The following is a 20285-nucleotide window of genomic DNA, read 5'->3' on the forward strand; positions in this document are numbered from 1 at the left end:
CCGCAGGTAGAGGTGCCACACCGTGAGCATTCTCACGCAGAGTTGGATGACCTCACAGAGATTGGCAGATGTCAACCTCTATTGCAATACCTTGTCTCATGGTTGAAAATTGCCCATGGCCGCTCTGCGCGTCCGACCCGGCCGAAGAGGGAGCAAGCATGGACAGCACACACACGCCCCGGGCACGGCCCGTGTCCGGGGACATCGAGTTGACGGAATCGGAGCAGGCGCAGGCTGGCGCCATGCTCGACGTATTGGCGCAGGTCGTCGACCCGCTGGCGGCGGCGCTCGGCCCGGGATGCGAGGTCGTGCTGCACGACCTCACCCGGTTGCCCGACTCCGTCCACCGGATCGCGGGCGGCGTCACCGGGCGCGGTCCCGGCGCTCCGGCGACCGACCTGCTCATCCAGCATGTGCGGGCAGGCGCCCCGGACCACTTGATCGGCTACTCCACGCAGCTGCCCGACGGGCGCGAGGGCCGTTCCAGCACCATCGTCGTGCGTCTCCCCGGCGGCGCACCGGTCGCCGCGCTGTGCCTGAACGTCGACGTCACCGACCTGCGGCGGGCGCACGAGTTGATCGGCGGGCTGCTGGTGCCGGGGACGCCGAACGCGGTACCGGCCCCACCCGCCGAGGACGGACCGAAGGAGAGCTTCCCACGCAGCGTCGAGGAACTGACCTCAGCGCTCGTCCGGGAGGCCGTGGCCGCGCAGGGCATCCCGGTGGAACTGATGAAGAAGCGACACAAGCTCCAGATCGTGGCGCAGCTGCAGGAGTGGGGGGTCTTCCTCGTCAAGGACGCGGTGGAGATCATCGCCGAGGCGATCTCGGTCTCCCGCTTCACCGTCTACAACTACCTCAACGAACTCGCCGAACGCGGCACCGGCCGACGAGCGGAGGACGACACCCGATGACCGCACTCCCCGGCACCCCGGTCGGCGCCCCCGCCGAGACCGACATCGACCGCTACGACCCCGCCTACCGCGCCTGGCTCCGCGAGGCCGTCCGCAAGGTCCAGACCGACGCGAACCGCTCCGCCGACACCCATCTGCTCGCCGTGCCCCTGCCGCCCGCGTGGGGCGTCGACCTCTACCTCAAGGACGAGTCGACCCACCCCACCGGCTCGCTCAAGCACCGCCTGGCCCGCTCGCTGTTCCTCTACGGCCTGTGCAACGGCTGGGTCCGTCCGGACCGCCCCGTCATCGAGGCATCCTCCGGATCGACGGCGATCAGCGAGGCCTACTTCGCCCGGCTGATCGGCGTTCCCTTCATCGCGGTCATGGCGAAGAGCACCGCCCTCTCGAAGATCGAGCTGATCGAGTTCCACGGCGGCCGCTGCCACCTCGTGGACGACCCCTGCGAGGTCTACGACGTCGCGGCGCGGCTGGTCGACGAGACCGGCGGCCACTACATGGACCAGTTCACCTACGCCGAGCGCGCCACCGACTGGCGGGGCAACAACAACATCGCCGAATCGATCTTCCAGCAGATGCGGGACGAGCGGTTCCCCGAACCCACCTGGATCGTCACCGGCGCCGGCACCGGCGGCACCTCCGCGACCCTGGCGCGGTACGTGCACTACACCCAGCGCGCCACCGGCATCTGCGTCGCCGACCCGGAGAACTCCGCCTTCTTCGACGGCTGGGCGGAGCACGACCCCGACGCGCACGCCGCCCGGGGCTCACGCATCGAGGGAATCGGCCGGCAGCGCGTCGAGCCCAGCTTCGTCCCCGACGCGATCGACCGCATGATGCGGGTGCCCGACGCAGCGTCGATCGCCACGATCCGCGTCCTGGAGCGCCTGCTCGGCCGCAAGTGCGGGGCCTCCACGGGCACCGGCACCTGGGCCGCCTGCCGACTCGTCTCGCAGATGCGCGAACGCGGCGAGCGCGGCAGTGTCGTCACCCTCCTGTGCGACCCCGGCGAGCGCTACCTCGACCGCTACTACGACGATCAGTGGCTCGCCTCCGCCGGCCTGGATCCGGCCCCCTACTCCGCCCGCCTCGAAGACTTCCTGCGCACCGGCCACCTGGCCTGACATCCCGCATCCGTGCGCTCAACAGCAAGGAGGGACGCCATGTCCACCCCCGAAGAACGCCTCGCCGACGCCGGCCTCAAGCTCCCCCCGGCCCCCGACCCGGTCGCGCTCTACGTCCCGGCCGCCGTCAGCGGCGGATACGTGTACACCTCCGGCCAGCTCCCGCTGCAGGACGGGGTCCTTGCGATCACCGGCAAGGTCGGCGCCGACGTTTCTCCCGAGGAGGCCGAGGAGCAGGCCCGGCAGTGCGCGCTGAACGCCCTCGCGGCGGTCAGGGCGGTCGTCGGCGACCTGTCCGCGGTCGCGCGGGTCGTGAAGGTCACCGGGTTCGTCGCCGGCGCACCCGGATTCACCGGCCAACCCGCCGTCCTCAACGGCGCGAGCGAGCTGCTCGGCATCGCCTTCGGCGGCGCGGGGGCGCACGTCCGCAGCGCGGTCGGCGTGGCAGCCCTGCCATTGGACGCACCGGTCGAAGTGGAGATCACCGCCGCCCTGGCCTGAGTCGCAGCGCGGTCGAGGCGGGCGGCGAGGTGGGCGGTCGGTCGGCCACCCGCAAAGCGCCGGGCAGGGCACGGCGCACGGCCTCGGCGTAGGCGCCCGAACTGCCGCGGCAGGCCGCCGCGATGCCGGAGCACGCCTCGGACCGCCGTCCCTGCCCCACACCCCCACGTGCGCAAGACGCGGAGCGCCCCGGCGTCGCCGGACGCCGGAGTGCGTCCGGCCTCCTCGCCGGAAACTACCCGAAAGGGTAACGCGGCCGGCAACACCATTTCCTTAGGCTTTGGACACCAACACCAGGAAACCCACCGCTTCGTGACCCGGGTCGGAGGGTCCACAACGGAAATCCACTGGTCGGGCGTATCCGCGCCGTGTCGACGAAAAGCCATCAGAGGAACGAGGAAGGTGAGCCGGTGTACAGCCTCCACAAACTGCTGTGGGACATTCGCAAGGACCCGAACCTGGCGGATCGGTACCTCGCTGATCCGGACCCGATACTCGATTCCTACGGTATTGGGGGTGAGGACCGCGTCGCTATGCGCGAACTCGACTTCAAAGCCATGTACGAGCGTGGGTTCAACCCCTACCTGATCTATTTCTGCGCGATCCAGCTGAAGGTCGACCGTGCTGACTACTACGCCCAGATACGGGGGGAGAAGAACTGATGGCTGAGACCACCGGACGTGTTGTGGGTGCTTTCACCGCTTCGCACTCACCCGGCATCACGGGATGGCCCGAACGCGCGGAACCCGCGAAGCGCGAGGCCGTGGAATCCGCTTTCGCTGAGGCTCGAAGCCGAATCGACGCGCTCGCACCGGACGTGATCATCGCTGTTTCCGTCGAGCATTTCACCAATTTCCACCTGGGAAACCTTCCGGCATTCGCCGTCGCGACGAGCGACTCGTATACGGGGCCGGTCACCAAGGAAATGGGAGATTTCCTCAACGTAGAACAGCACCAGTATCCGGGGCACTCCCGGCTCGGTCGGCACGTGTACGAGTTCGCCCTGGAGTCGGATTTCGACCCCGCCCTGGTGGAAGGCGGGCTGGAGTTCGACGAGAACTTCTGCGTTCCCTTCAAACACCTCGATCCCGAGTCGAAGTACCCCCTCGTTCCCATCATCGTCAACGGCGTCAACCCGCCCTGGCCGACCGTGAGGCGCTGCCACGACTTCGGAAGGATGATCCGCCGCGCGGTCGAGGCGCAGACCGAGGTCCAGCGGGTGGTCGTCGTCGGCACGGGCGGCCTGTCCCACTGGGTCGGTCTGCCGGAGTCGGGGCAGGTCAACACGGAGTTCGACCGTGACTTCATCAGCCGGTTCGAGAGCGGTGACGAGAGCCGCCTCCTCTCCTACACCGCCGAGGAGATCGACGCCGCCGGAAACGGCGCCCACGAGATCCGGACGTGGCTCGTCGCGGCGGGCTCGGTCCAGGTGCCGTTCGACGTCCTGGCCTACGAGCCGGTCCCCGAGTGGCTCACAGGGACCGCCGTCGCCGCGGCGCGGATCTGAATCCGGCCGCCCGACCCGCGAACGCCCCACGAGCACCCCGTTCAACATCGAGAAGAAGGTAGGACCCGATGAGCAGCAGACTTCCCAAGGTGACCGGTCGCGACATGCGAGGCGTCATGGCCTACCCCCCTACGCCGGCCCTTCCGGGAGCGGACCGGGTCGATGCCGAGAACACCGTGAACCTCGAGGAGACCGAGCGCATGATCCGGTCCCTCATCCGTGACGGCGTGGACGCGATCGCCACCAACGGCACTCTGGGCGAGATGGGCACGCTGACGCTGGAGGAGTGGAAGGCGTACGCCTCGTGTGTGGCCGAGACCGCACGGTCGGAGAACCCCGACTTCCCCGTCTTCGTCGGCGCCACCACCCTCAACACCCGCGACACCATTGCGCGGATGAGGTTCCTGGCGGACATCGGGGTCACCGGGACCCTGCTCGGCCGTCCCATGTGGGGCGACATGGTCGCGCCGATCATGGAGAGGTTCTACCGGGACGTCGCCGAGGCTGTGCCCGAGCTGGCCATCGTCGTCTATGACAACACGGCCGCCTTCGGCGGGGTCATCCCGCGCTCCGTCTACCGCACCCTCGTCGACCTGCCTCAGGTCGTGGCGGTCAAGTACGCCGGAGGAGCGTCGGTCGGCTTCCGGTACCACAACGACATGGCCCACACCGGGACGAACTTCCCCCTGATGCCGATCGAGACCGACTGGTTCCCGGCGTGGGAGATGTACGGCGAAGAGCTGGTCGGAATGGCGTGGTCGTCGACCACCGCCATGGGTCCCGCTCCCGTCCTCGCGCTGCGTGACGCCCTCCGCGAAGGGCGCACCGAGGACGCCCGCTGGCTGACGGAGCGTCTGCGGTGGGCCCACGAGCCCTTCATCGTCGGACAGGACTTCTTCGAGTTCGCGAAGTACAACATTCCCCTCGAGAAGATCCGCGTCAACGCCGCCGGCTACATGGACGTCGGCAAGAGCCGGGTGCCCTACACCGAGGACCTGCTTCCCGAGGTCCACCACAAGACGACGCTCGAGCACGTCGAGCGCTACAAGCAGATCACCGCCGAGATCGAGGCGCGGCTGGACTCCTCCTCGTCCCGGACCGCCGAGAAGGTGTGAGCCATGGCGACGAAGCCCATCGGTGCCGGCGTCGAAGCGGGCCTCGAAAGCATCAGGGACGGTATCGCGCAGGGGCGTTTCCCGGCTCGTGTCTTCAACGACCAGGAGATCTTCGACATCGAGCAGCAGCGGGTCTTCTCCAAGGCCTGGTGCTTCCTGGCCCACGAGTCCGAGATCCCCGACCGCGGTGACTACGTCACGCGCTACATAGCGAACAACAACCTCATCGTCGCCCGCGACGAGTCGGGGGAGATCCACGCCAGCCTCAACATGTGCCGCCACCGCGGCAACATGATGTGCAAGTCCGAGATGGGCAACGCCTCGCACTTCCGTTGCTCCTACCACGGATGGGTGTACAAGAACTCCGGGGAGCTCGTCGGGGTCCCCTACATGAAGGAGGGCTACGAAGGCAGGATCGACAAGCGCGACTGGGGCCTGATCAAGGTGCGTACGCAGACCTACGCGGGCCTGGTGTTCGGAACGCTCGACCCGGACGCGCCGCCGCTCGACGAGTACCTCGGGGGATTCCAGTTCTACCTGGACCTCTACCTCAAGCAGGGGAACTCGGGCAGCGAGGTGCACGGTCCCCCTGACCACTGGGTGACGGAGACCGACTGGAAGATCGCCGCCGAGAACTTCTCCGGGGACGGATACCACACCCCGGTCGCCCACCAGTTCGGGTTCAACCTCGGCTACTTCGCCTCCTCGGGGGCGACGCACAGCCAGGGCTGGGCCGCGAGCATCCCCGGGAAGGGGCACGGTATCGGGCTCGGCCACACGCCGGGCTTCCCGCCCTTCGCGGGGTTCCCGGAGGAACTGGCCGACGAGATGCGCCGCAGCCTGTCGCCGGAACAGGTCGAGGTCTTCTCCCAGACCCGGACCGCGGTCGGAACGGTGTTCCCCAACCTGTCCTTCCTCATGCAGCCGTTCAGCATCGTCCCGGGGCAGACGGGCGTGCGGTTCGTGACCATGCGCCTGTACCACCCGATCGGTCCGGGCAAGACCGAGATGTACTCCTGGTGCCTGGTCCCCAAGGACGCCTCGGACGAGTACAAGCAGGAGGCCTACCGCGCCTACACGCTGACCTTCGCCCAGGCGGGGACCTTCGAGCAGGACGACCTGGAGAACTGGGCGCGCGTGACCCGTTCGGCCGGGTCGACCATGGCCAGGAACATCGAGTTCCCCTACGTCATGGGGATGGACAGCGTCAGGGACCCCGACTTCCCCGGGCCCGGACACGTGGTCAAGCCCTACGTCAACGACTCCAACTTCCGGAACCTGTGGTCCCGGTGGTCCGACTACATGACCGGACAGGTGTGATCGGCGTGGCATCGAAGAAACCAGACCGGGACGCGGTCCTCGACGCCACCGACTTCCTCCACAGGGAAGCCCTCGCACTCGACGAACGCAGGTTTCGGGACTGGCTCGACCACCTGACGGACGACATCAGGTACATCGTGCCGCTCCGTGTGACCCGGGAGGGCCAGGCCGACTGGGAGGTCTCGCCGACGTCCAGGATCTTCGACGACGACAAGCAGACGCTCACGCTGCGGGTGGAACGGCTCGAGACGGACTTCGCCTGGGCGGAGCAGCCACCGTCACGCACGCGTCACTACGTCACGAACGTCGTGGCCGACCCGGGCGAGCGGGAGGGCGAACTCCTCGTGTCGTCGAACTGCCTCATCTACCGGAGCCGGGGCGACAGCGTCGAGCCGAACCTCTACTCGATCGCCCGCAAGGACACGGTCCGTCGCGTGGACGGCGGGCTGCTGCTGGCGCGGCGCTACGCGGTGCTCGACCAGTCCGTCATCAACGGGCACAACCTGTCGATCCTCCTCTGACCCGACCGAAGGAGCGCACCCATGAGTGAGGCCGTTCCCATCCCGGAGGCGGAGAACCCCGGCGACGGCGAGGTTCTCCACTACCCGCGGGACGGAGGCGACGAGGGACCCATTGTCGTCGCCAACGAGTTCGTCGACGTCGTCGTACGCAGAGTCGAAACCCGCAACGGGGTGAGGCTGGAGATCTGGTCGCCCAGGCGCAACACGTGTGTCCGCTTCGACGCGGTCGCGCTGGACTGTCTGAGCTACCAGGAACCGGAGTTCATCACGTCCCTGCTGGCGAGGAAACCGGGACCATGAGCGGGGGCCTGAAGGGACTGAGCATGCTGGTCACCGGGGGCGGATCGGGTATCGGGCAGGCTGTCTGCGAACGCTACCTCGCCCTCGGTGCCCGCGTCACGGTGCTCGAGAGATCCCCCGAGCACGCCGACGTGCTGCGCCGCGGCGGTGGCGACCGTCTCCGGGTGGTCGTCGGCGACGCCACGGACCGCGAGGCCCTGGCCGAGGCGTTGGCCGTCGCGCGCAACGACGACGGCGGCCTCGACCACCTCACCAGCTGTGTCGGGGTGTTCGACCACTACGTGTCCATCCGTGAGCTCACCCCTGCGGAGCTGGAATCGGCGGGCGACGAGATGTGGCACACCAACGTCCTCGGCTCTCTGAAGGCGATCAACGTGTGTCACGAGGCGCTGAGCGCGGCCCGCGGCTCGGTGACGCTGACGCTGTCGGAGTCGGCGTTCCACCCGCGTGGCGGCGGCGTGCTCTACGGCAGCTCGAAGTGGGCGCTCCGGGGGGTCGTGGACCACCTCTCGGCCGACCTCGCACCGAGAGTCCGGGTCAACGGTGTCGCGCCAGGCGGGACCGGTGGCACGCGTTTCGGTGGATTGCGGTCCCTCGGCCAAGAGCTGACCGCCGATCGGGTCGAGGGGCGCGACGAACGCATCGCCCGCAGCAACGTCCTCGGGGTCACGCCGCGGCCGGAGGACCACAGCGGCGCCTACGCCTATCTCGCCGATCCGAGCGCCGCCCGGATCGTCACCGGGATCGTCATCAACACCGATGCCGGAAGCGGTGCATGGACGTGACCGGAGACGCCGCCAACGGGGCGAAAGTGGTGGGGGCGACGCTCGCCGCCTGCGGGATCGACACCGTCTTCGGGGTCGTGGGCAGCGGCAACTTCGTCGCCACCGACGCGCTCGTCCGAAGCGGGGCACGATTCGTCGGCGCCCGCCACGAGGCGGGCGCCCTAGCCATGGCCGACGCCCACTGGCGGACCACGGGACGGATCGCCGTCTGCAGCGTCCACCAGGGGCCGGGCCTGACCAACACCCTGACGGCACTCGCGGAGGCCGCCAAGAGCCGGAGCCCGATCGTGGTCCTCTCCGGGGCGACATCGGCCGGGATGACCCGTTCCAACTTCTACCTCGACCAGGCCGCGCTGATCACCGCCGCGGGCGGGATCGCCGAGCATCTCCACCGGCCCGGCACGGTCGCGGCCGATACGGCCCGCGCCTGTCGCCGGGCACTCGACGAGCACCGTCCGGTCGTCCTCAACATGCCGCTGGACGTGCAGGCGTCCACCGCGTCCTCACCTGACGGCCCCGTCTCGATCCTCCGGCCGACGGGACGTCCGCGACCAGCGGCCCACGTTGTCGCCGAACTGGCGGACGACCTGCTGTCCGCCCGCCGTCCCGTGCTCCTCGCGGGTCGAGGCGCATGGCTGTCGGGGGCCTGTGACGCGACCGCCGCGCTCGCCGACAGGATCGGGGCGCGCCTCGCGACGACCGCGGTCGCCAAGGGCATGTTCGCCGGGCACCCCCGGGACGTCGGCATCGCGGGAGGGTTCTCCACCTCCACCGCGGTGGAGACCCTGGAGTCCGCTGACCTGATCCTGGCGCTGGGGGCCACGCTCACGACGTGGACGACGCGCGGCGACACGATCTTCCACGGGCAGGTCAAGGTGGTCCAGGTCGACCGGGAACACAGCGCTCTCGGCCGCAACGAACACGTCGGCGTCGGCATCGTCGCAGACGTCGACGCCACGGTACGCGCGCTGCTGGCCGAGGTCGGCGACCGCCCCTCCGCGAGCGAGTTCGGCCGGGTCGAGCGGTCCCGCGACCTCGCTCAGTCCGGGCCCTCCGCCGAGGGCACATGCCATCCCGCCGACATCACCGCCCGGTTGGAAGGGATGCTGCCCGCCGAGCGCTCCGTCGTGCTGGACGGCGGTCACTTCATCGGCTGGCCGGCGATGGGCTGGTCCGTGCCCGACCCCGCCGGATTCGTCTTCACCAGCGCGGGGTTCCAGTCCATCGGGCTGGGCCTGGGCGCCGCTGTGGGCGCGGCCATCGCCAGACCCGACCGGCTCACCGTCCTCGCCACCGGCGACGGCGGGTTCCTCATGGCGGTATCCGAACTCGAGACGCTCGTGCGCCTGGACCTGGACGTCCTCGTCGTGGTCTACGACGACCAGGCCTACGGCGCCGAGGTCCACCATTTCCTCCACTACGGTTCAGGACTCGACCTCGTGCGGTTCCCGGACGTCGACATCGCGGGGCTCGCCCGGGGCGCCGGGGCGCGGGCGGTCACCGTCCGGGAGCACTCCGACCTCGCGCAGGCCGCCGACTGGTTCGCCGAACCGCGCGGTGTCCTCGTCCTTGACATCCGGATCGATCCGACGGTGGTCGGCCCCTGGGCCGAGCAGGACTTCGCCGGGCACTGATCCACCACCTGCCCGCGACGCCGGGTGGTTCAGGCCCGGGCCGGTGGGAGCCGGCGCCGGGCGCACCCGGCGGTGTCCGCGGACACGACCGCGGCCGGCACCCCCCGTTCACCGCGGCGCCCGCCTCCCGCGCACCGGAGCCGGGTTGGTGCGGACGCCACCCGCTTGAGCAGTCCCCGCCGACCATCCGGGGCCGGCACTCCTCCATCGCCACCACGACACGTGGGTGGCCCTCGAACGAGACGGCCACGCAACGTAATCCCCGGCCACTGGTCACCGACTCCGGCCGCACTTTGTACCCGTATGGGTCACGACCAGCCCGTCAGCCATCGGTAACGTCCCTCAACACGCTCGCTGCGGTCTCGGGGCCGTCGCCGCTTTCCCGCTCGTTCCCGCCGCTTGCCGCTGACCAGAACTCTGGAGATCGAGATGTCTCGAAGGAACCGCTTTATCGCGGCGATCACCGCGTCGGGCACCGCGCTCCTGCTCACCGCGTGTATGGGCGGAGGAGGGAGTGCCGCCGCGATCGCCCCTGACGACGAGATCCGGCTGAGCTACGCGTTCTTCGCGCCGGCCGCGTCGTTTCCGGGGGTGCAGATGGAGGAGTGGGCCGACCGGCTCGCTGAGAGGACCGACGGGCAGGTGACGGTCCAGACCTACCCCGGTGGAACGCTGATGTCCGCGGGCGACATCTACGACGGCGTGTCCGCGGGAGTGGTGGACGTCGGTCTGGACTCCCCGGCCTACGACAGCAGGCGGTTCCCGTTCTCCTCGGTGATCAACCAGCCGGTCGGGATCGAGAGCGCGCGAGTGGGCAGCGCCGCGTTCCTCGACCTCCTGCTCGAATACGAGCCCGCGGAGTTCGACGGCTACCAGATCATCACCGCGTTCACCACGGAGCCGGCCTACCTGCAGACGCAGACACCGGTCCGGAGCCTGTCGGATCTCGCCGGACGAGACCTCCGCAGCTCCGGCGCAACGATCCCCACGCTGGAGTCCCTGGGCGCGTCGCCGCTCAGCCTGTCCATGGCAGACGTCGCGGAGAACCTCCAGATCGGTGTCATCGACGGCTACGTCTCCTCGCGCGAGGTCCTGCGGGACTTCTCGCTCGCCGAGCAGGTCGGATACGTCACCGACTATCCCTTCGGCCTTTCGAACAGCTTCGTGGCCGTCATGGACCAGCAGGCCTTCGACGCCCTGCCCGAGCACGTACAGGAGGCCATCCTCGACCTGCGCGAGGAGATGACGGCCTTCGCCTCGGAGTTCCACGACGACGAGAACGTCGGGGAGGCCATCGCATGGGCGAGGAGCGAGCACGGCGTGGAGACGGCCGAGCTCGACCCGGAGGTCCGCGAGGAGCTGGACGCGCGCATGGAGCGGCTCACCGACGACTGGGTCGCCCGGCGCTCCGACGCCGACTTCGACGCCCGGGAGGTGCTGGACCGCATGCGCGAGCTGGCCGACCAGCACGCCGAAGAACTCGAAACGGAGACCTCGTGATGACGGAGCTCGTCGCCGTGACAGACCGGTTCTCGCGGTCTCTCGCCCACATCGGTGGTACGGCGCTGGTCGCGATGATGCTGCTGCTCGTCGCCAACATCGTTCTGCGGACGTTCGCCGCACCGATCCAGAGCACCTACGAGGTCGTGTCGATGGCGGGCCTCGTGGTCAGCGCGCTGGCGCTCGGTGAGGCGCAGGTCCACAGGTCGCACGTCTCCGTCGACATCGTCACCAACCGGTTGGGCAGGCGCGTCCGCCTCGTCATCGGGGCCGTCGTGACGCTCGCCTCGATCGCGCTGTTCGTCCAGCTGGCGCTCAGCCTGCTCGGATACGGACTCACCATGTACGCGACCGGCTCCGCCACCGAGGCCCTGCGCATTCCGCTCTGGCCCCTGGTGTGCCTTCTCCTCGTCGGTGTCCTCGGTCTGCTCGCCGCCCTCATCGGCGACCTCGGCCGCGTCACCCGCTCATGGCGTTCTCCGTCGGCCGAAGCGGACATCTGGTGACCAGCTCACCAGCGGCCCCCCGGCCCCACTCCCCGTCCCCCTCGCGCTGAACGGAGCATCTCGTGACCCCGACACTCGTCGCGATCCTCGGCATCGTCATCATGCTGGGCATCCTCTTCCTCAGGATGCCGGTGTCCTTCGCCATGCTCGGTGTCGGCTTCGTCGGTGCCGTGATCATCAGCGACGTGGAAGCGGCGCTGCATCTGATGGCGGCGGACGTCTACCGGCAGTTCTCCTCCTACACGATGGCGGTCGTCCCGCTGTTCATCCTCATGGGTCAGATCGTCTTCCGTACGGGGATGAGCGGGAAGCTCTTCGACGCCGCCTACACCTGGATCGGGCACCTCCCCGGGGGCGTGGCCGCGACGACCATCACCGCGAGCATCGGCTTCTCGGCCGTCTCCGGCTCGAACTCGGCCTCGACCGCGACCATCGGCGCGGTCGCCCTGCCGGAGATGAGGAAGTACGGTTACAGCCGGCGCCTGTCCGGGGGAGCGGTCGCGGTCGGAGGGACCCTGGGGATCCTCATCCCACCGTCGACCGCGCTCATCATCATCGCGGTCCAGTCCCAGCAGTCCATCACCAAGCTCTTCCAGGCCGCTCTCGCCCCGGGGATCCTCGTCGGCGTGCTGCTGCTCGCCACCGTGTTCGTCATGTGCTGGTTCAGACCGGAACTCGGCCCGCCCGGACCGAAGGCGACCTGGAGGCAGCGGCTCGCCTCCCTGAGCGGCGTGATCGAGGTCGGCGTGCTCTTCCTCGTCGCCATCGGCGGACTGTTCGCGGGCCTGTTCACACCGACGGAGGCGGCCGCGGTGGGCGCGTTCGGAGCCATCGTCATCGGCGTCATAGGACGCAGCCTGACCTGGGCCGTGTTCTGGAAGTCGGTCATCGAGACGCTGCGGGTCTCAGCGATGGTGATCCTGCTGGTGGCCGGCGCCGTCGTCTTCGGCCGGTTCCTCACGCTCAGCCGACTGCCGTTCGATCTGGCCGAGCGGGTCGCAAGCCTGCCGGTCGCACCGATCGTCATCGTGCTCATAGTCGTGGCGATCTACCTGGTCGGCGGCGCGATCATGGACGCCCTGGGGTTCCTCGTCATCAGCATCCCTCTACTGTTCCCGCTGATCACGGGACTGGGCTATGACATCGTCTGGTTCACGGTCATCGTCGTCCTGGTCACCACGATCGGAGCGGTCACCCCGCCGGTGGGCGTCAACGCCTTCATCACCTCCGGCCTGGACAGATCGCTGGACGCCGTGACGGTATTCCGCGGGACCCTCCCCTTCCTGATTCCGTTCGCCGTGGCGATGACGGTCTTCATCGTCTGGCCGGGGACGGTCCTCTTCGCGGTCGACTGAGTCCGCGCTCCCGGTCCGCCGGAGCCGGGGGCGGCGGCAGGCGGCCCGCCGCCCCCGGCCCCGGCATGCCTTCAGCCTGCCCTCGTGCCGCCGCCCACCGCAGGCCCCGGATCTACCCGACCGGGTGATGTCGGCGAGACCAAAGCCGCCGTAGCGTCGCTACCAATCGCAGGAGCCGGTGCTGACGAACCCGGCGAACACCATGGAAAAGGAGGAGGTCCCGTGGCCGGCTCTCCGCTTGAGGTCCGAAAGACCTTCGCACAGATCGAGGCGGTCCGATCGTCGGCAGGCAGATCGGACGGGGAGGAACTGCGCAAGGTCGCCGTCTGCGCGGTCATCAGGAACCCGTATGCAGGACAGGGGTACGTGGACGACCTCTCCGGCGTCATCAGCGCCTCGAACGAGCTGGGACGGTCCCTGGGACTCGAGGCCGTCCGCCTCCTCGGGCAGCCGGTGGAGAGCTACGGCAAGGGCGGCCTCGTGGGCTCGGAAGGGGAACAGGAGCACGTCAACGCGGCTCTGACCTCGGTCTTCGGGGACGCCTTCCGTGAGGCCATCGGAGGCGGGAAGGCCTGGATCACGTCCATGACGAAACCCGCGGTCGCCGGCGACGTCATCGACGTGCCGACCGCGTACAAGGACGACGTCTGGGTGCGCGGCCACTACGACGGCGTGCAGATCCGCGTTCCCGACGCGCCTCACCCGGACGAGCTCGTCGTCATCGGCGTGGTGACCAACCGCGGTCGGCTCAACGCGCGGGTCGGGGGCATGAGCGTAGCCGAGGTCGCCGAGAAGGGCGGGGCGCGATGAACACGCTCGCTGTCACCGGGGCCGCCACCGTCTTCTCGGGTGACATCGAAGCGCCCATTGTGGACGGAGCGGACACAGTCGTCGTCACCGACGGCACGATCAGCGACGTCGGGAACGCGCGTGACCTGAGAGCCGCGATCGACAACGCCGACACCGTCGTGGACGCCCGGGGTTCGACCGTCGCGCCGGGACTCATCGACTCCCACTGCCACGTCGTGCTCGGTGACTACACACCGAGGCAGAAGACCGTCGACTTCCTCGCCGGTTACGTCCACGGCGGGATCACCAGCGTTGTGAGCCCCGGAGAGATCCACGCTCCGGGACGCCCGCACACCGCTGTCGGGGTCAAGGCCCTGGCCATCGCCGCACGGACCTGTTTCGAGAACTTCCACCCCGGCGGGATGACCGTCCACGCCGGTTCCGTGGTCCTGGAGCCGACGCTCCAGGAACGCGACTTCGCCGACCTCCAGGATGCCGGGGTCGTCCTCGCGAAGTTCGGCTTCGGCCGCTACAAGGACCCCGCCGAGGGAGTCGACCAGGTCAGATGGGCCAAACAGCACGGCATCACGGTCATGTGCCACTCCGGCGGGGCGAGCATCCCGGGAAGTAAGCCGATCACGCCCGAGCACCTGCTGGCGCTGGCACCGGACGTCTGCGGCCACATCAACGGCGGACCGACGTCGCTGGACCCTGACGGGGTCGACACGATCATGGACGAGACCGGTATGGCGCTCCAGCTGGTCCAGGCCGGGAACCTCAGGTCGGCCGTGCGCATTCTCGAGCGTGCGGTGCGGCAGGACGCCCTGTCCCGGATCGTCATCGGGTCGGACACGCCCACCGGTACCGGCGTCATGCCCCTGGGAGTGATCAAGACCGTCGCCGAGCTCGCGTCGCTGACCGGTCTCGACCCCGCGCTCGTGTGGGCGGCCGCCTCGGGCAACAACGCCCGAACGTGGAACCTTCCGGCCGGACTGGTCACCCCGGGGCGAGCGGGCGACCTCGTCGTCATGGACGCGCCGTGGGGCTCGACCCGTGACAGCGCGCGCGGCGCGCTCGCCGTCGGCGACATCCCCGGAATCTCCGCGGTCATCACCGCGGGCCGCGTTCGCGCGCTGAAGAGCCGGAACACCCCCGCTTCCGCGCGCAGCGCGAACGTCGAGCCGCGGATCCCGCACCTGGACTCGAGCGCTCACTGAGTCTCGAAGGACGTCACGGAGGTGACAGGACATGGGAATGAAGCTGGTCCTCGATCTGGAGGCGTGCCAGGGGTACGCGAACTGCCTGATCGAGAGCCCCGGGTTGTTCGACCTTGACGATCGCACCGACAAGGCCGTGCTGCTGAACGAGACCCCGACGGAGGACCGTCGTGCCGAGGCCGAGGCGGCCGTACGAGGATGCCCCGCACGTGCGATCTCCATCGAGAGCTCCTGACGTGCGGCGGATCGCCATCGTCGGGGGTTCACTGGCCGGGGTGCACGCTGCTGAGGCGCTGAGGGAGCACGGGTTCGAGGGCGACGTCACGCTCATCTCAGCGGAGAACGAACTGCCCTACGACAGGCCGCCCCTGTCCAAGGAAGCGCTGCTCAGCGGTGTGGCGGTGGAGAGGCTGAGCCTTCGCGCGCCCGAGTGGTACGAGGACAACGCCATCACCACCCGGCTCGGGAACGCCGCCGTCCAGCTCGACACCGCGCGGCGCACGGTCCTGCTCGACGACGGCACGACCGTGGGTTACGACGGCCTCGTCATCGCCACCGGTTCACGGGCACGGCGCCTGCCCAGCACGGAGAACGCCCCGCCCGTCCAGGTACTCCGGTCGATCGAGGACGGTCTGCGACTTCGCGAGCGCCTGCGCCCCGGCCGGCACCTCGTTCTCATCGGAGCCGGATTCATCGGACTGGAGATCGCCGCGACCGTCCGGCAACTGGGTCTCGACGTGACGATCGTCGAGGTCGGACTGGTCCCGCTGAGCCGTGCTCTGGGCGACGAGGTCGGGGCCTGGTTCCGCGCCCTGCACGCACGCAACGGGGTGGAGATCGTCTGCACGTGCACCGTGGAGACGATCGAGCGCCTCGGTGACGGCGCTGTCCTCACCCTGAGCAACGGACGCGTCGTCAACGCCGACGTCGTCGTGGCGGGGGTCGGGGCGAGCCCGGTCACCGAATGGCTCGACGGCAGCGGCGTCCAGACGACCAACGGCGTGGTCTGCCACTCCGACCTGTCGACCTCCGTTCCCGGTGTGGTGGCGGCCGGGGACGTCGCACGCTGGTACAACCCGCTGTTCGACGAGGAGATCCGCGTCGAGCACTGGACGAACGCCGTCGAGCAGGGAAGACGGGCCGCCCACACCCTTCTGGGCCACGGGGAGGCCTTCAGCGCGGTCCCGTACTTCTGGACCGACCAGTACGAGGCCCGTATGCGCTTCGTGGGACGCGCGTCCGCGGCGAGCGAGGTCGCCATCAAGGAACTCGACGACGACAGGCTCGTGGCACTGTACGGGCGCGACGGCCTGGTACGGGGCGCGGTGTGCGTCAACGTGCCCCGAGAGCTCGCCCGATACCGCACCGCTATCCGGGACCAGGTCCTCTGGGGCGACGTCACGGAGGCACCGTCGGCGATCGGCGGCTGAGGACCCCGACCACCTCCCCGAAAACCCTTCCGGAACGACCAAAAGGAGTAGACGTGACCGAGACCAAGCCCCAGGGCGACGCCCTGTCCATCATCGAGTTGTTCCCCCAGCACGAGGACTGGTCGCTGCAGACGATGCGGCTGCTCGCCCAGGTCGCGGTCGGGGGTTCCGACCTGTTCGAGTGCGCGCGGACGGCGGCCCGTATCGGTTCGCAGACCACTGACCCCGAGGTCTGGCAGCGGGAGTGGAGCCGGACCGCCAAGGAGACCGCGGAGGCCGGCCACTCCGCCCTGGAAGCGGGCGACATCACGACGGGTCGCCGCGCTCTGTTCCGTTCGATGAGCTACTGGCGGCATTCCGAGTTCTTCCTCTCCTCCACGGATCCGCGCCGGGACGAGGCCTACATCGAGGGAACGCGGAACTTCCGGAAGGCGGCGGAGCTCACCGGCGGGCTCATCGAGCGAATCAGTGTTCCCTTCGAGGGCCAGACGATGGACGGCTACGTCGTTCGTCCGGACGCCTCAGGCGAGAAGCGTCCCACGGTGCTCATGCTCGGTGGCGCCGACTCGTGGGCCGAGGAACTGTACTTCCTCGGTGGCACCGAGTTCCCGGCCCGCGGAATGAACGTCGTCATGGTCGACACCCCCGGGCGCGGCGGCTCCCTGCGTTTCAAGAAGATGTACAGCCGCCACGACTACGAGGTCCCCGTGAAGGCCATCCTCGACTTCCTGGCTGAGCGCGACGACGTCGAGATGGACCGGCTCGGCCTCGCCGGAGTCAGCTTCGGCGGGTACTACGCGCCGCGTGCGGCGGCCTTCGAGCCGCGGGTCAAGGCCGTGGCGGCCTGGTGCGGTACCTGGAGCATCCTGACGGACTTCTACGAGTACTACCCTCCCCTGCAGCAGCAGCTCCAGTGGCTGTCCGGCTCGAAGGACGACGCCGAGGCCCGCGAGAAGCTCGCCCGGTTCACCCTCGACGGCGTTGCCGAGAAGCTGGACATCCCGGTATACGTCATGCACGGCGAGAACGACATCATCATGGACATCAAGGGAGCGCGTCGTTTCGAGGCGGCACTGACCGTCGACGACGTGACCGTCGACTATTACGGCGGAGCGGGCTCGCTGCACTGCAACTACGACTACCTGGCCGTCGCCGCGGCGAGGTTGGCCGACTGGATGCTGCACAGAATCTGAGTACACGATTCGTGGCTGCGAGGCCGGAAGTCCGGGATCGCCGGCGGGAGACTCCTGCCGGCGGCCCCCTGCGCCTTCGGCCGGATTCCCCGTCGGTTTTGCATGTGCTGTGGGTAGCCAGGCAAGAGCAATTCGGAGTTAACATTCGTTTCCGAAATGTTAATGTTCGCCGTGTCGAGTCAGGTTACCATCTGGCCAGGGAATCCTATCGGTCGGCAAATTGGGGGGTGGTTCCGTGAATGGGAAAGTCGACCTCACCGGCAACGGATTCTACAAATTCGCTCGCGAACTCAACCAGACGCAGACGATCAACGAGGTCCGTGAAGTCTACTTCGGGACCGTAGAAGAAGTGCTCCCTGCCGACGGGATCGGTTTCTACCGTTTCGTGAATGACGCGACTCCGGTGCTGGAGAGGACGTCAACCCTCAGTGACCTCTTCATGCACGCCTACGAGGAGCAGGGGCGTCGCGACGACCCCGTGCTGGAGGCGGTTCTCGAGCACGGTCTCCCCGCGGACTCCCACGTGATGCTGAGCCCGTTGCGATGGCACTCGTCCGCCGCGAGATCGATCCTGCTCAGCGAGGGCCTCGCCTACTCCATGGAAGCGCCCATCATGGAGTCGGGAAACGTGGTCGGCACCATCAACTTCGCCCGTGCGACCGATGGTCGTCCTTTCTGCGAAGAGGACCTGAGCCTGGCGAGATTAATCAGCGAACACCTCAGCCTGGCCATCGAACGTGCCCGGAGACTGGACGCGCTGGGAGAGCAGGCGACTCTGGTCCAGGGAGTGCTCGACCATTTCCCTCATGGTGTCGTCGTCAGTGACCTCCAGGGAAGAAGACTGTTCGCCAACCGGAATGCAAAGCGTATTATGGGGTGCCTGGACAGTGCACCGGGTACTTCACGGTCCTCTGGCCTCGAAGGTCTCGTCGACGGTGTGATATCAGAATTCGCCGAAGACGGCCGGCAGGCCGGGACGACCAGTGTGCGCGACGGGGCCTCCGGACAGAAGGTCATCGTGAGGTCGTACCGCGGACCCGGCAAGGAGTCGGTCATCAGCCTTCTGTACGAGTGCGCCGACGAGCAGTCCTCGGCACTTCCGGTATGGGGAGTGCTCTCCCCCCGGGAACAGGAGATCGCCACACTTGTCAGCCAAGGGCTCACAACCAAGCATATCGCACAGAAGGCATTTGTCAGCGAGAACACGGTAAAGCAGCATCTCAAACGGATATTCGCCAAGACCAACGTTCACAACCGGGCCGAACTCGTCCAACTCATTTGGTCTTCCCGCGACCGGGAGACGATTCCCGGGGAATGAGCCTCCCGGGTTCCATTACCGCGTGGCTGATCAGCGCCAGAGTCGTGGGCGGCAGCGCGGCCGCGCCCAGCCCGGCGAGCGCCTGGCCGACCCGGATCACCTCGATCGACTGCGCGGACAGCGCGACGGCGGCCCGTTCGCCGCCGGCGTGACGTTCACGAACATGTTCGGCACACCACCACGGCCGCTCCCGCCGTGGGAGCCGAACAAGTCGGGCGGCCTGGCCGGTCCTCCTCTCCTCGGCTCGTTCCGCACCGCAGACCCCGGCGTCTCGACCGCGAGGAGACAAGCCGCGGCGGCCTTCCACCTCGACCGAGATGAGACCCGCTTGCACGTCCCACCGGACGGACCGGACGCCCCGTCTCGACGAAGCGGTAAGCCTGCTTCCGGACACCGCAGGCCTTTCGGCCCGGCAGACGGCACCTCCTGCCGGACCGGCTCCGCTGCCGGTCTCGGTGATCTCCGGTGGCCTCCCGTCCGGCACCCCGGACCGACCGTCTTCACGCCGGTGCTCGCGCCCCGCCACCAGAAGACGGCGCGCCTCCCCGCGGGTGGGAGCCGTCGACGACTCGGGCCGAGTGCGCGGTCGCTCTCTCCGTCGGTACCGGGATCTACGATTCAGTGGACACCGTGGCGGATGAGACCGCGACGAGAGGAGCCGAACATGAACGAGCAACCGGATCTGGCGCCGGCGGCGGACCGGATGAGGGCCCTGACCGCGCAGATCACCGACGACGACCTCGCGGCCCCCACCCCGTGCGCCGGCTACTCCGTGGGCGACCTGCTCGATCACGTCCTGGCGCTCGCGCGCGTCTTCCGGCTCGCCGCCGAGAAGACCTCCTCGCCTTCCGACGGAGGGCCCCCGACGCCCTCGGCCGCGGACCTGCCCGCCGACTGGCGCGAGCGCCTGGCGCGACGCCTCGACGACCTCGTTGCCGCGTGGCGCGACCCCGCGGCGTGGCAGGGCACCACTGCCGCGGGAGGGTTCGAACTCCCCGCTCAGGAGGCCGGGATGGTCGCCCGCAACGAGCTGGTGCTGCACGGCTGGGACCTCTCCCGCGCCATCGGGCGGCCTTATGAGTGCGCTCCCGCCGACGCCCGGGCAAGCTTCGCCTTCGCATCGAGCGTCCCCGACGATCCGCAGGCGCGCGAAGGCCTGTTCGGCCCGGTCGTCGCCGTCCCGGCCGACGCTCCCCTGTTCGACCGCGCCCTGGGCCTCAGCGGCCGCGACCCCTTCTGGGCACCGCGCTGACCCC

At 68.7% G+C, this 20285-nt stretch carries 21 protein-coding genes; all 21 read left to right on the forward strand.

Annotated features, from left to right (window positions below; all coding sequences use genetic code 11):
* Positions 1 to 158 precede the first annotated feature (158 nt).
* The 21 genes from HDA32_RS27845 (at position 159) to HDA32_RS27945 (ending at position 20281) form a co-directional block, all read left to right on the forward strand.
* Positions 159 to 914 carry a helix-turn-helix transcriptional regulator gene (locus HDA32_RS27845; protein ID WP_179645969.1) on the forward strand — a complete coding sequence of 252 codons (756 nt, stop codon included), beginning with the start codon at positions 159 to 161 and terminating at the stop codon, positions 912 to 914.
* Positions 911 to 2038, forward strand: a complete 1128-nt coding sequence (locus HDA32_RS27850) for a PLP-dependent cysteine synthase family protein (protein WP_179645970.1) — start codon at positions 911 to 913, stop codon at positions 2036 to 2038. Before HDA32_RS27845 ends, HDA32_RS27850 begins: the two co-directional genes overlap by 4 nt.
* Positions 2039 to 2077: 39 nt before the next feature.
* Positions 2078 to 2539: a RidA family protein gene (locus HDA32_RS27855; protein WP_179645971.1), complete on the forward strand. Its 462-nt coding sequence runs from the start codon at positions 2078 to 2080 to the stop codon at positions 2537 to 2539.
* A 410-nt stretch (positions 2540 to 2949) separates the two neighbouring features.
* Positions 2950 to 3201: a hypothetical protein gene (locus HDA32_RS27860; protein ID WP_179645972.1), complete on the forward strand. Its 252-nt coding sequence runs from the start codon at positions 2950 to 2952 to the stop codon at positions 3199 to 3201.
* Positions 3201 to 4046: a DODA-type extradiol aromatic ring-opening family dioxygenase gene (locus HDA32_RS27865; RefSeq protein WP_179645973.1), complete on the forward strand. Its 846-nt coding sequence runs from the start codon at positions 3201 to 3203 to the stop codon at positions 4044 to 4046. The genes HDA32_RS27860 and HDA32_RS27865 overlap by 1 nt, the downstream gene beginning before the upstream one ends.
* Before the next feature lie 68 nt (positions 4047 to 4114).
* Positions 4115 to 5161 (forward strand): dihydrodipicolinate synthase family protein, encoded by a 1047-nt coding sequence (locus HDA32_RS27870; RefSeq protein ID WP_179645974.1) that lies wholly within the window; start codon positions 4115 to 4117, stop codon positions 5159 to 5161.
* A 3-nt stretch (positions 5162 to 5164) separates the two neighbouring features.
* Positions 5165 to 6481, forward strand: coding sequence for an aromatic ring-hydroxylating oxygenase subunit alpha (locus HDA32_RS27875; protein WP_179645975.1), 1317 nt, complete (start codon positions 5165 to 5167; stop codon positions 6479 to 6481).
* A 5-nt stretch (positions 6482 to 6486) separates the two neighbouring features.
* Positions 6487 to 7002 carry a 3-phenylpropionate/cinnamic acid dioxygenase subunit beta gene (locus HDA32_RS27880; protein WP_179645976.1) on the forward strand — a complete coding sequence of 172 codons (516 nt, stop codon included), beginning with the start codon at positions 6487 to 6489 and terminating at the stop codon, positions 7000 to 7002.
* 21 nt (positions 7003 to 7023) lie between these two features.
* Positions 7024 to 7302 (forward strand): hypothetical protein, encoded by a 279-nt coding sequence (locus tag HDA32_RS27885; RefSeq protein WP_218882632.1) that lies wholly within the window; start codon positions 7024 to 7026, stop codon positions 7300 to 7302.
* Positions 7299 to 8087: an SDR family NAD(P)-dependent oxidoreductase gene (locus HDA32_RS27890; RefSeq protein WP_179645977.1), complete on the forward strand. Its 789-nt coding sequence runs from the start codon at positions 7299 to 7301 to the stop codon at positions 8085 to 8087. The genes HDA32_RS27885 and HDA32_RS27890 overlap by 4 nt, the downstream gene beginning before the upstream one ends.
* Positions 8078 to 9721 (forward strand): thiamine pyrophosphate-binding protein, encoded by a 1644-nt coding sequence (locus HDA32_RS27895; RefSeq protein ID WP_179645978.1) that lies wholly within the window; start codon positions 8078 to 8080, stop codon positions 9719 to 9721. The genes HDA32_RS27890 and HDA32_RS27895 overlap by 10 nt, the downstream gene beginning before the upstream one ends.
* 429 nt (positions 9722 to 10150) lie before the next feature.
* Positions 10151 to 11221, forward strand: a complete 1071-nt coding sequence (locus HDA32_RS27900) for a TRAP transporter substrate-binding protein (protein ID WP_179645979.1) — start codon at positions 10151 to 10153, stop codon at positions 11219 to 11221.
* Positions 11221 to 11727: a TRAP transporter small permease gene (locus tag HDA32_RS27905; protein ID WP_179645980.1), complete on the forward strand. Its 507-nt coding sequence runs from the start codon at positions 11221 to 11223 to the stop codon at positions 11725 to 11727. Before HDA32_RS27900 ends, HDA32_RS27905 begins: the two co-directional genes overlap by 1 nt.
* A gap of 62 nt (positions 11728 to 11789) precedes the next feature.
* Entirely contained in the window at positions 11790 to 13082 is a 1293-nt protein-coding gene (locus HDA32_RS27910) for a TRAP transporter large permease (RefSeq protein WP_179645981.1), read from the forward strand.
* A 222-nt stretch (positions 13083 to 13304) separates the two neighbouring features.
* The gene (locus HDA32_RS27915) at positions 13305 to 13892 is read left to right on the forward strand and encodes an amino acid synthesis family protein (protein ID WP_179645982.1); all 588 of its coding nucleotides are present in this window, start codon (positions 13305 to 13307) and stop codon (positions 13890 to 13892) included.
* On the forward strand, positions 13889 to 15088 hold the full coding sequence (locus HDA32_RS27920) for an amidohydrolase family protein (protein WP_179645983.1): 1200 nt from the start codon (positions 13889 to 13891) through the stop codon (positions 15086 to 15088). Before HDA32_RS27915 ends, HDA32_RS27920 begins: the two co-directional genes overlap by 4 nt.
* 31 nt (positions 15089 to 15119) lie before the next feature.
* On the forward strand, positions 15120 to 15323 hold the full coding sequence (locus HDA32_RS27925) for a ferredoxin (protein WP_218882633.1): 204 nt from the start codon (positions 15120 to 15122) through the stop codon (positions 15321 to 15323).
* Positions 15298 to 16518 carry an NAD(P)/FAD-dependent oxidoreductase gene (locus tag HDA32_RS27930; protein WP_179645984.1) on the forward strand — a complete coding sequence of 407 codons (1221 nt, stop codon included), beginning with the start codon at positions 15298 to 15300 and terminating at the stop codon, positions 16516 to 16518. Before HDA32_RS27925 ends, HDA32_RS27930 begins: the two co-directional genes overlap by 26 nt.
* A 53-nt stretch (positions 16519 to 16571) precedes the next feature.
* Positions 16572 to 17711, forward strand: coding sequence for an alpha/beta hydrolase family protein (locus HDA32_RS27935; RefSeq protein ID WP_179645985.1), 1140 nt, complete (start codon positions 16572 to 16574; stop codon positions 17709 to 17711).
* A 235-nt stretch (positions 17712 to 17946) separates the two neighbouring features.
* Positions 17947 to 19029 (forward strand): LuxR C-terminal-related transcriptional regulator, encoded by a 1083-nt coding sequence (locus HDA32_RS27940; protein ID WP_179645986.1) that lies wholly within the window; start codon positions 17947 to 17949, stop codon positions 19027 to 19029.
* A gap of 664 nt (positions 19030 to 19693) precedes the next feature.
* Positions 19694 to 20281 (forward strand): TIGR03086 family metal-binding protein, encoded by a 588-nt coding sequence (locus HDA32_RS27945; RefSeq protein WP_179645987.1) that lies wholly within the window; start codon positions 19694 to 19696, stop codon positions 20279 to 20281.
* The last annotated feature ends 4 nt before the right edge of the window (positions 20282 to 20285 follow it).

Source organism: Spinactinospora alkalitolerans, assembly GCF_013408795.1.
GTDB classification, from domain to species: Bacteria; Actinomycetota; Actinomycetes; order Streptosporangiales; family Streptosporangiaceae; genus Spinactinospora; species Spinactinospora alkalitolerans.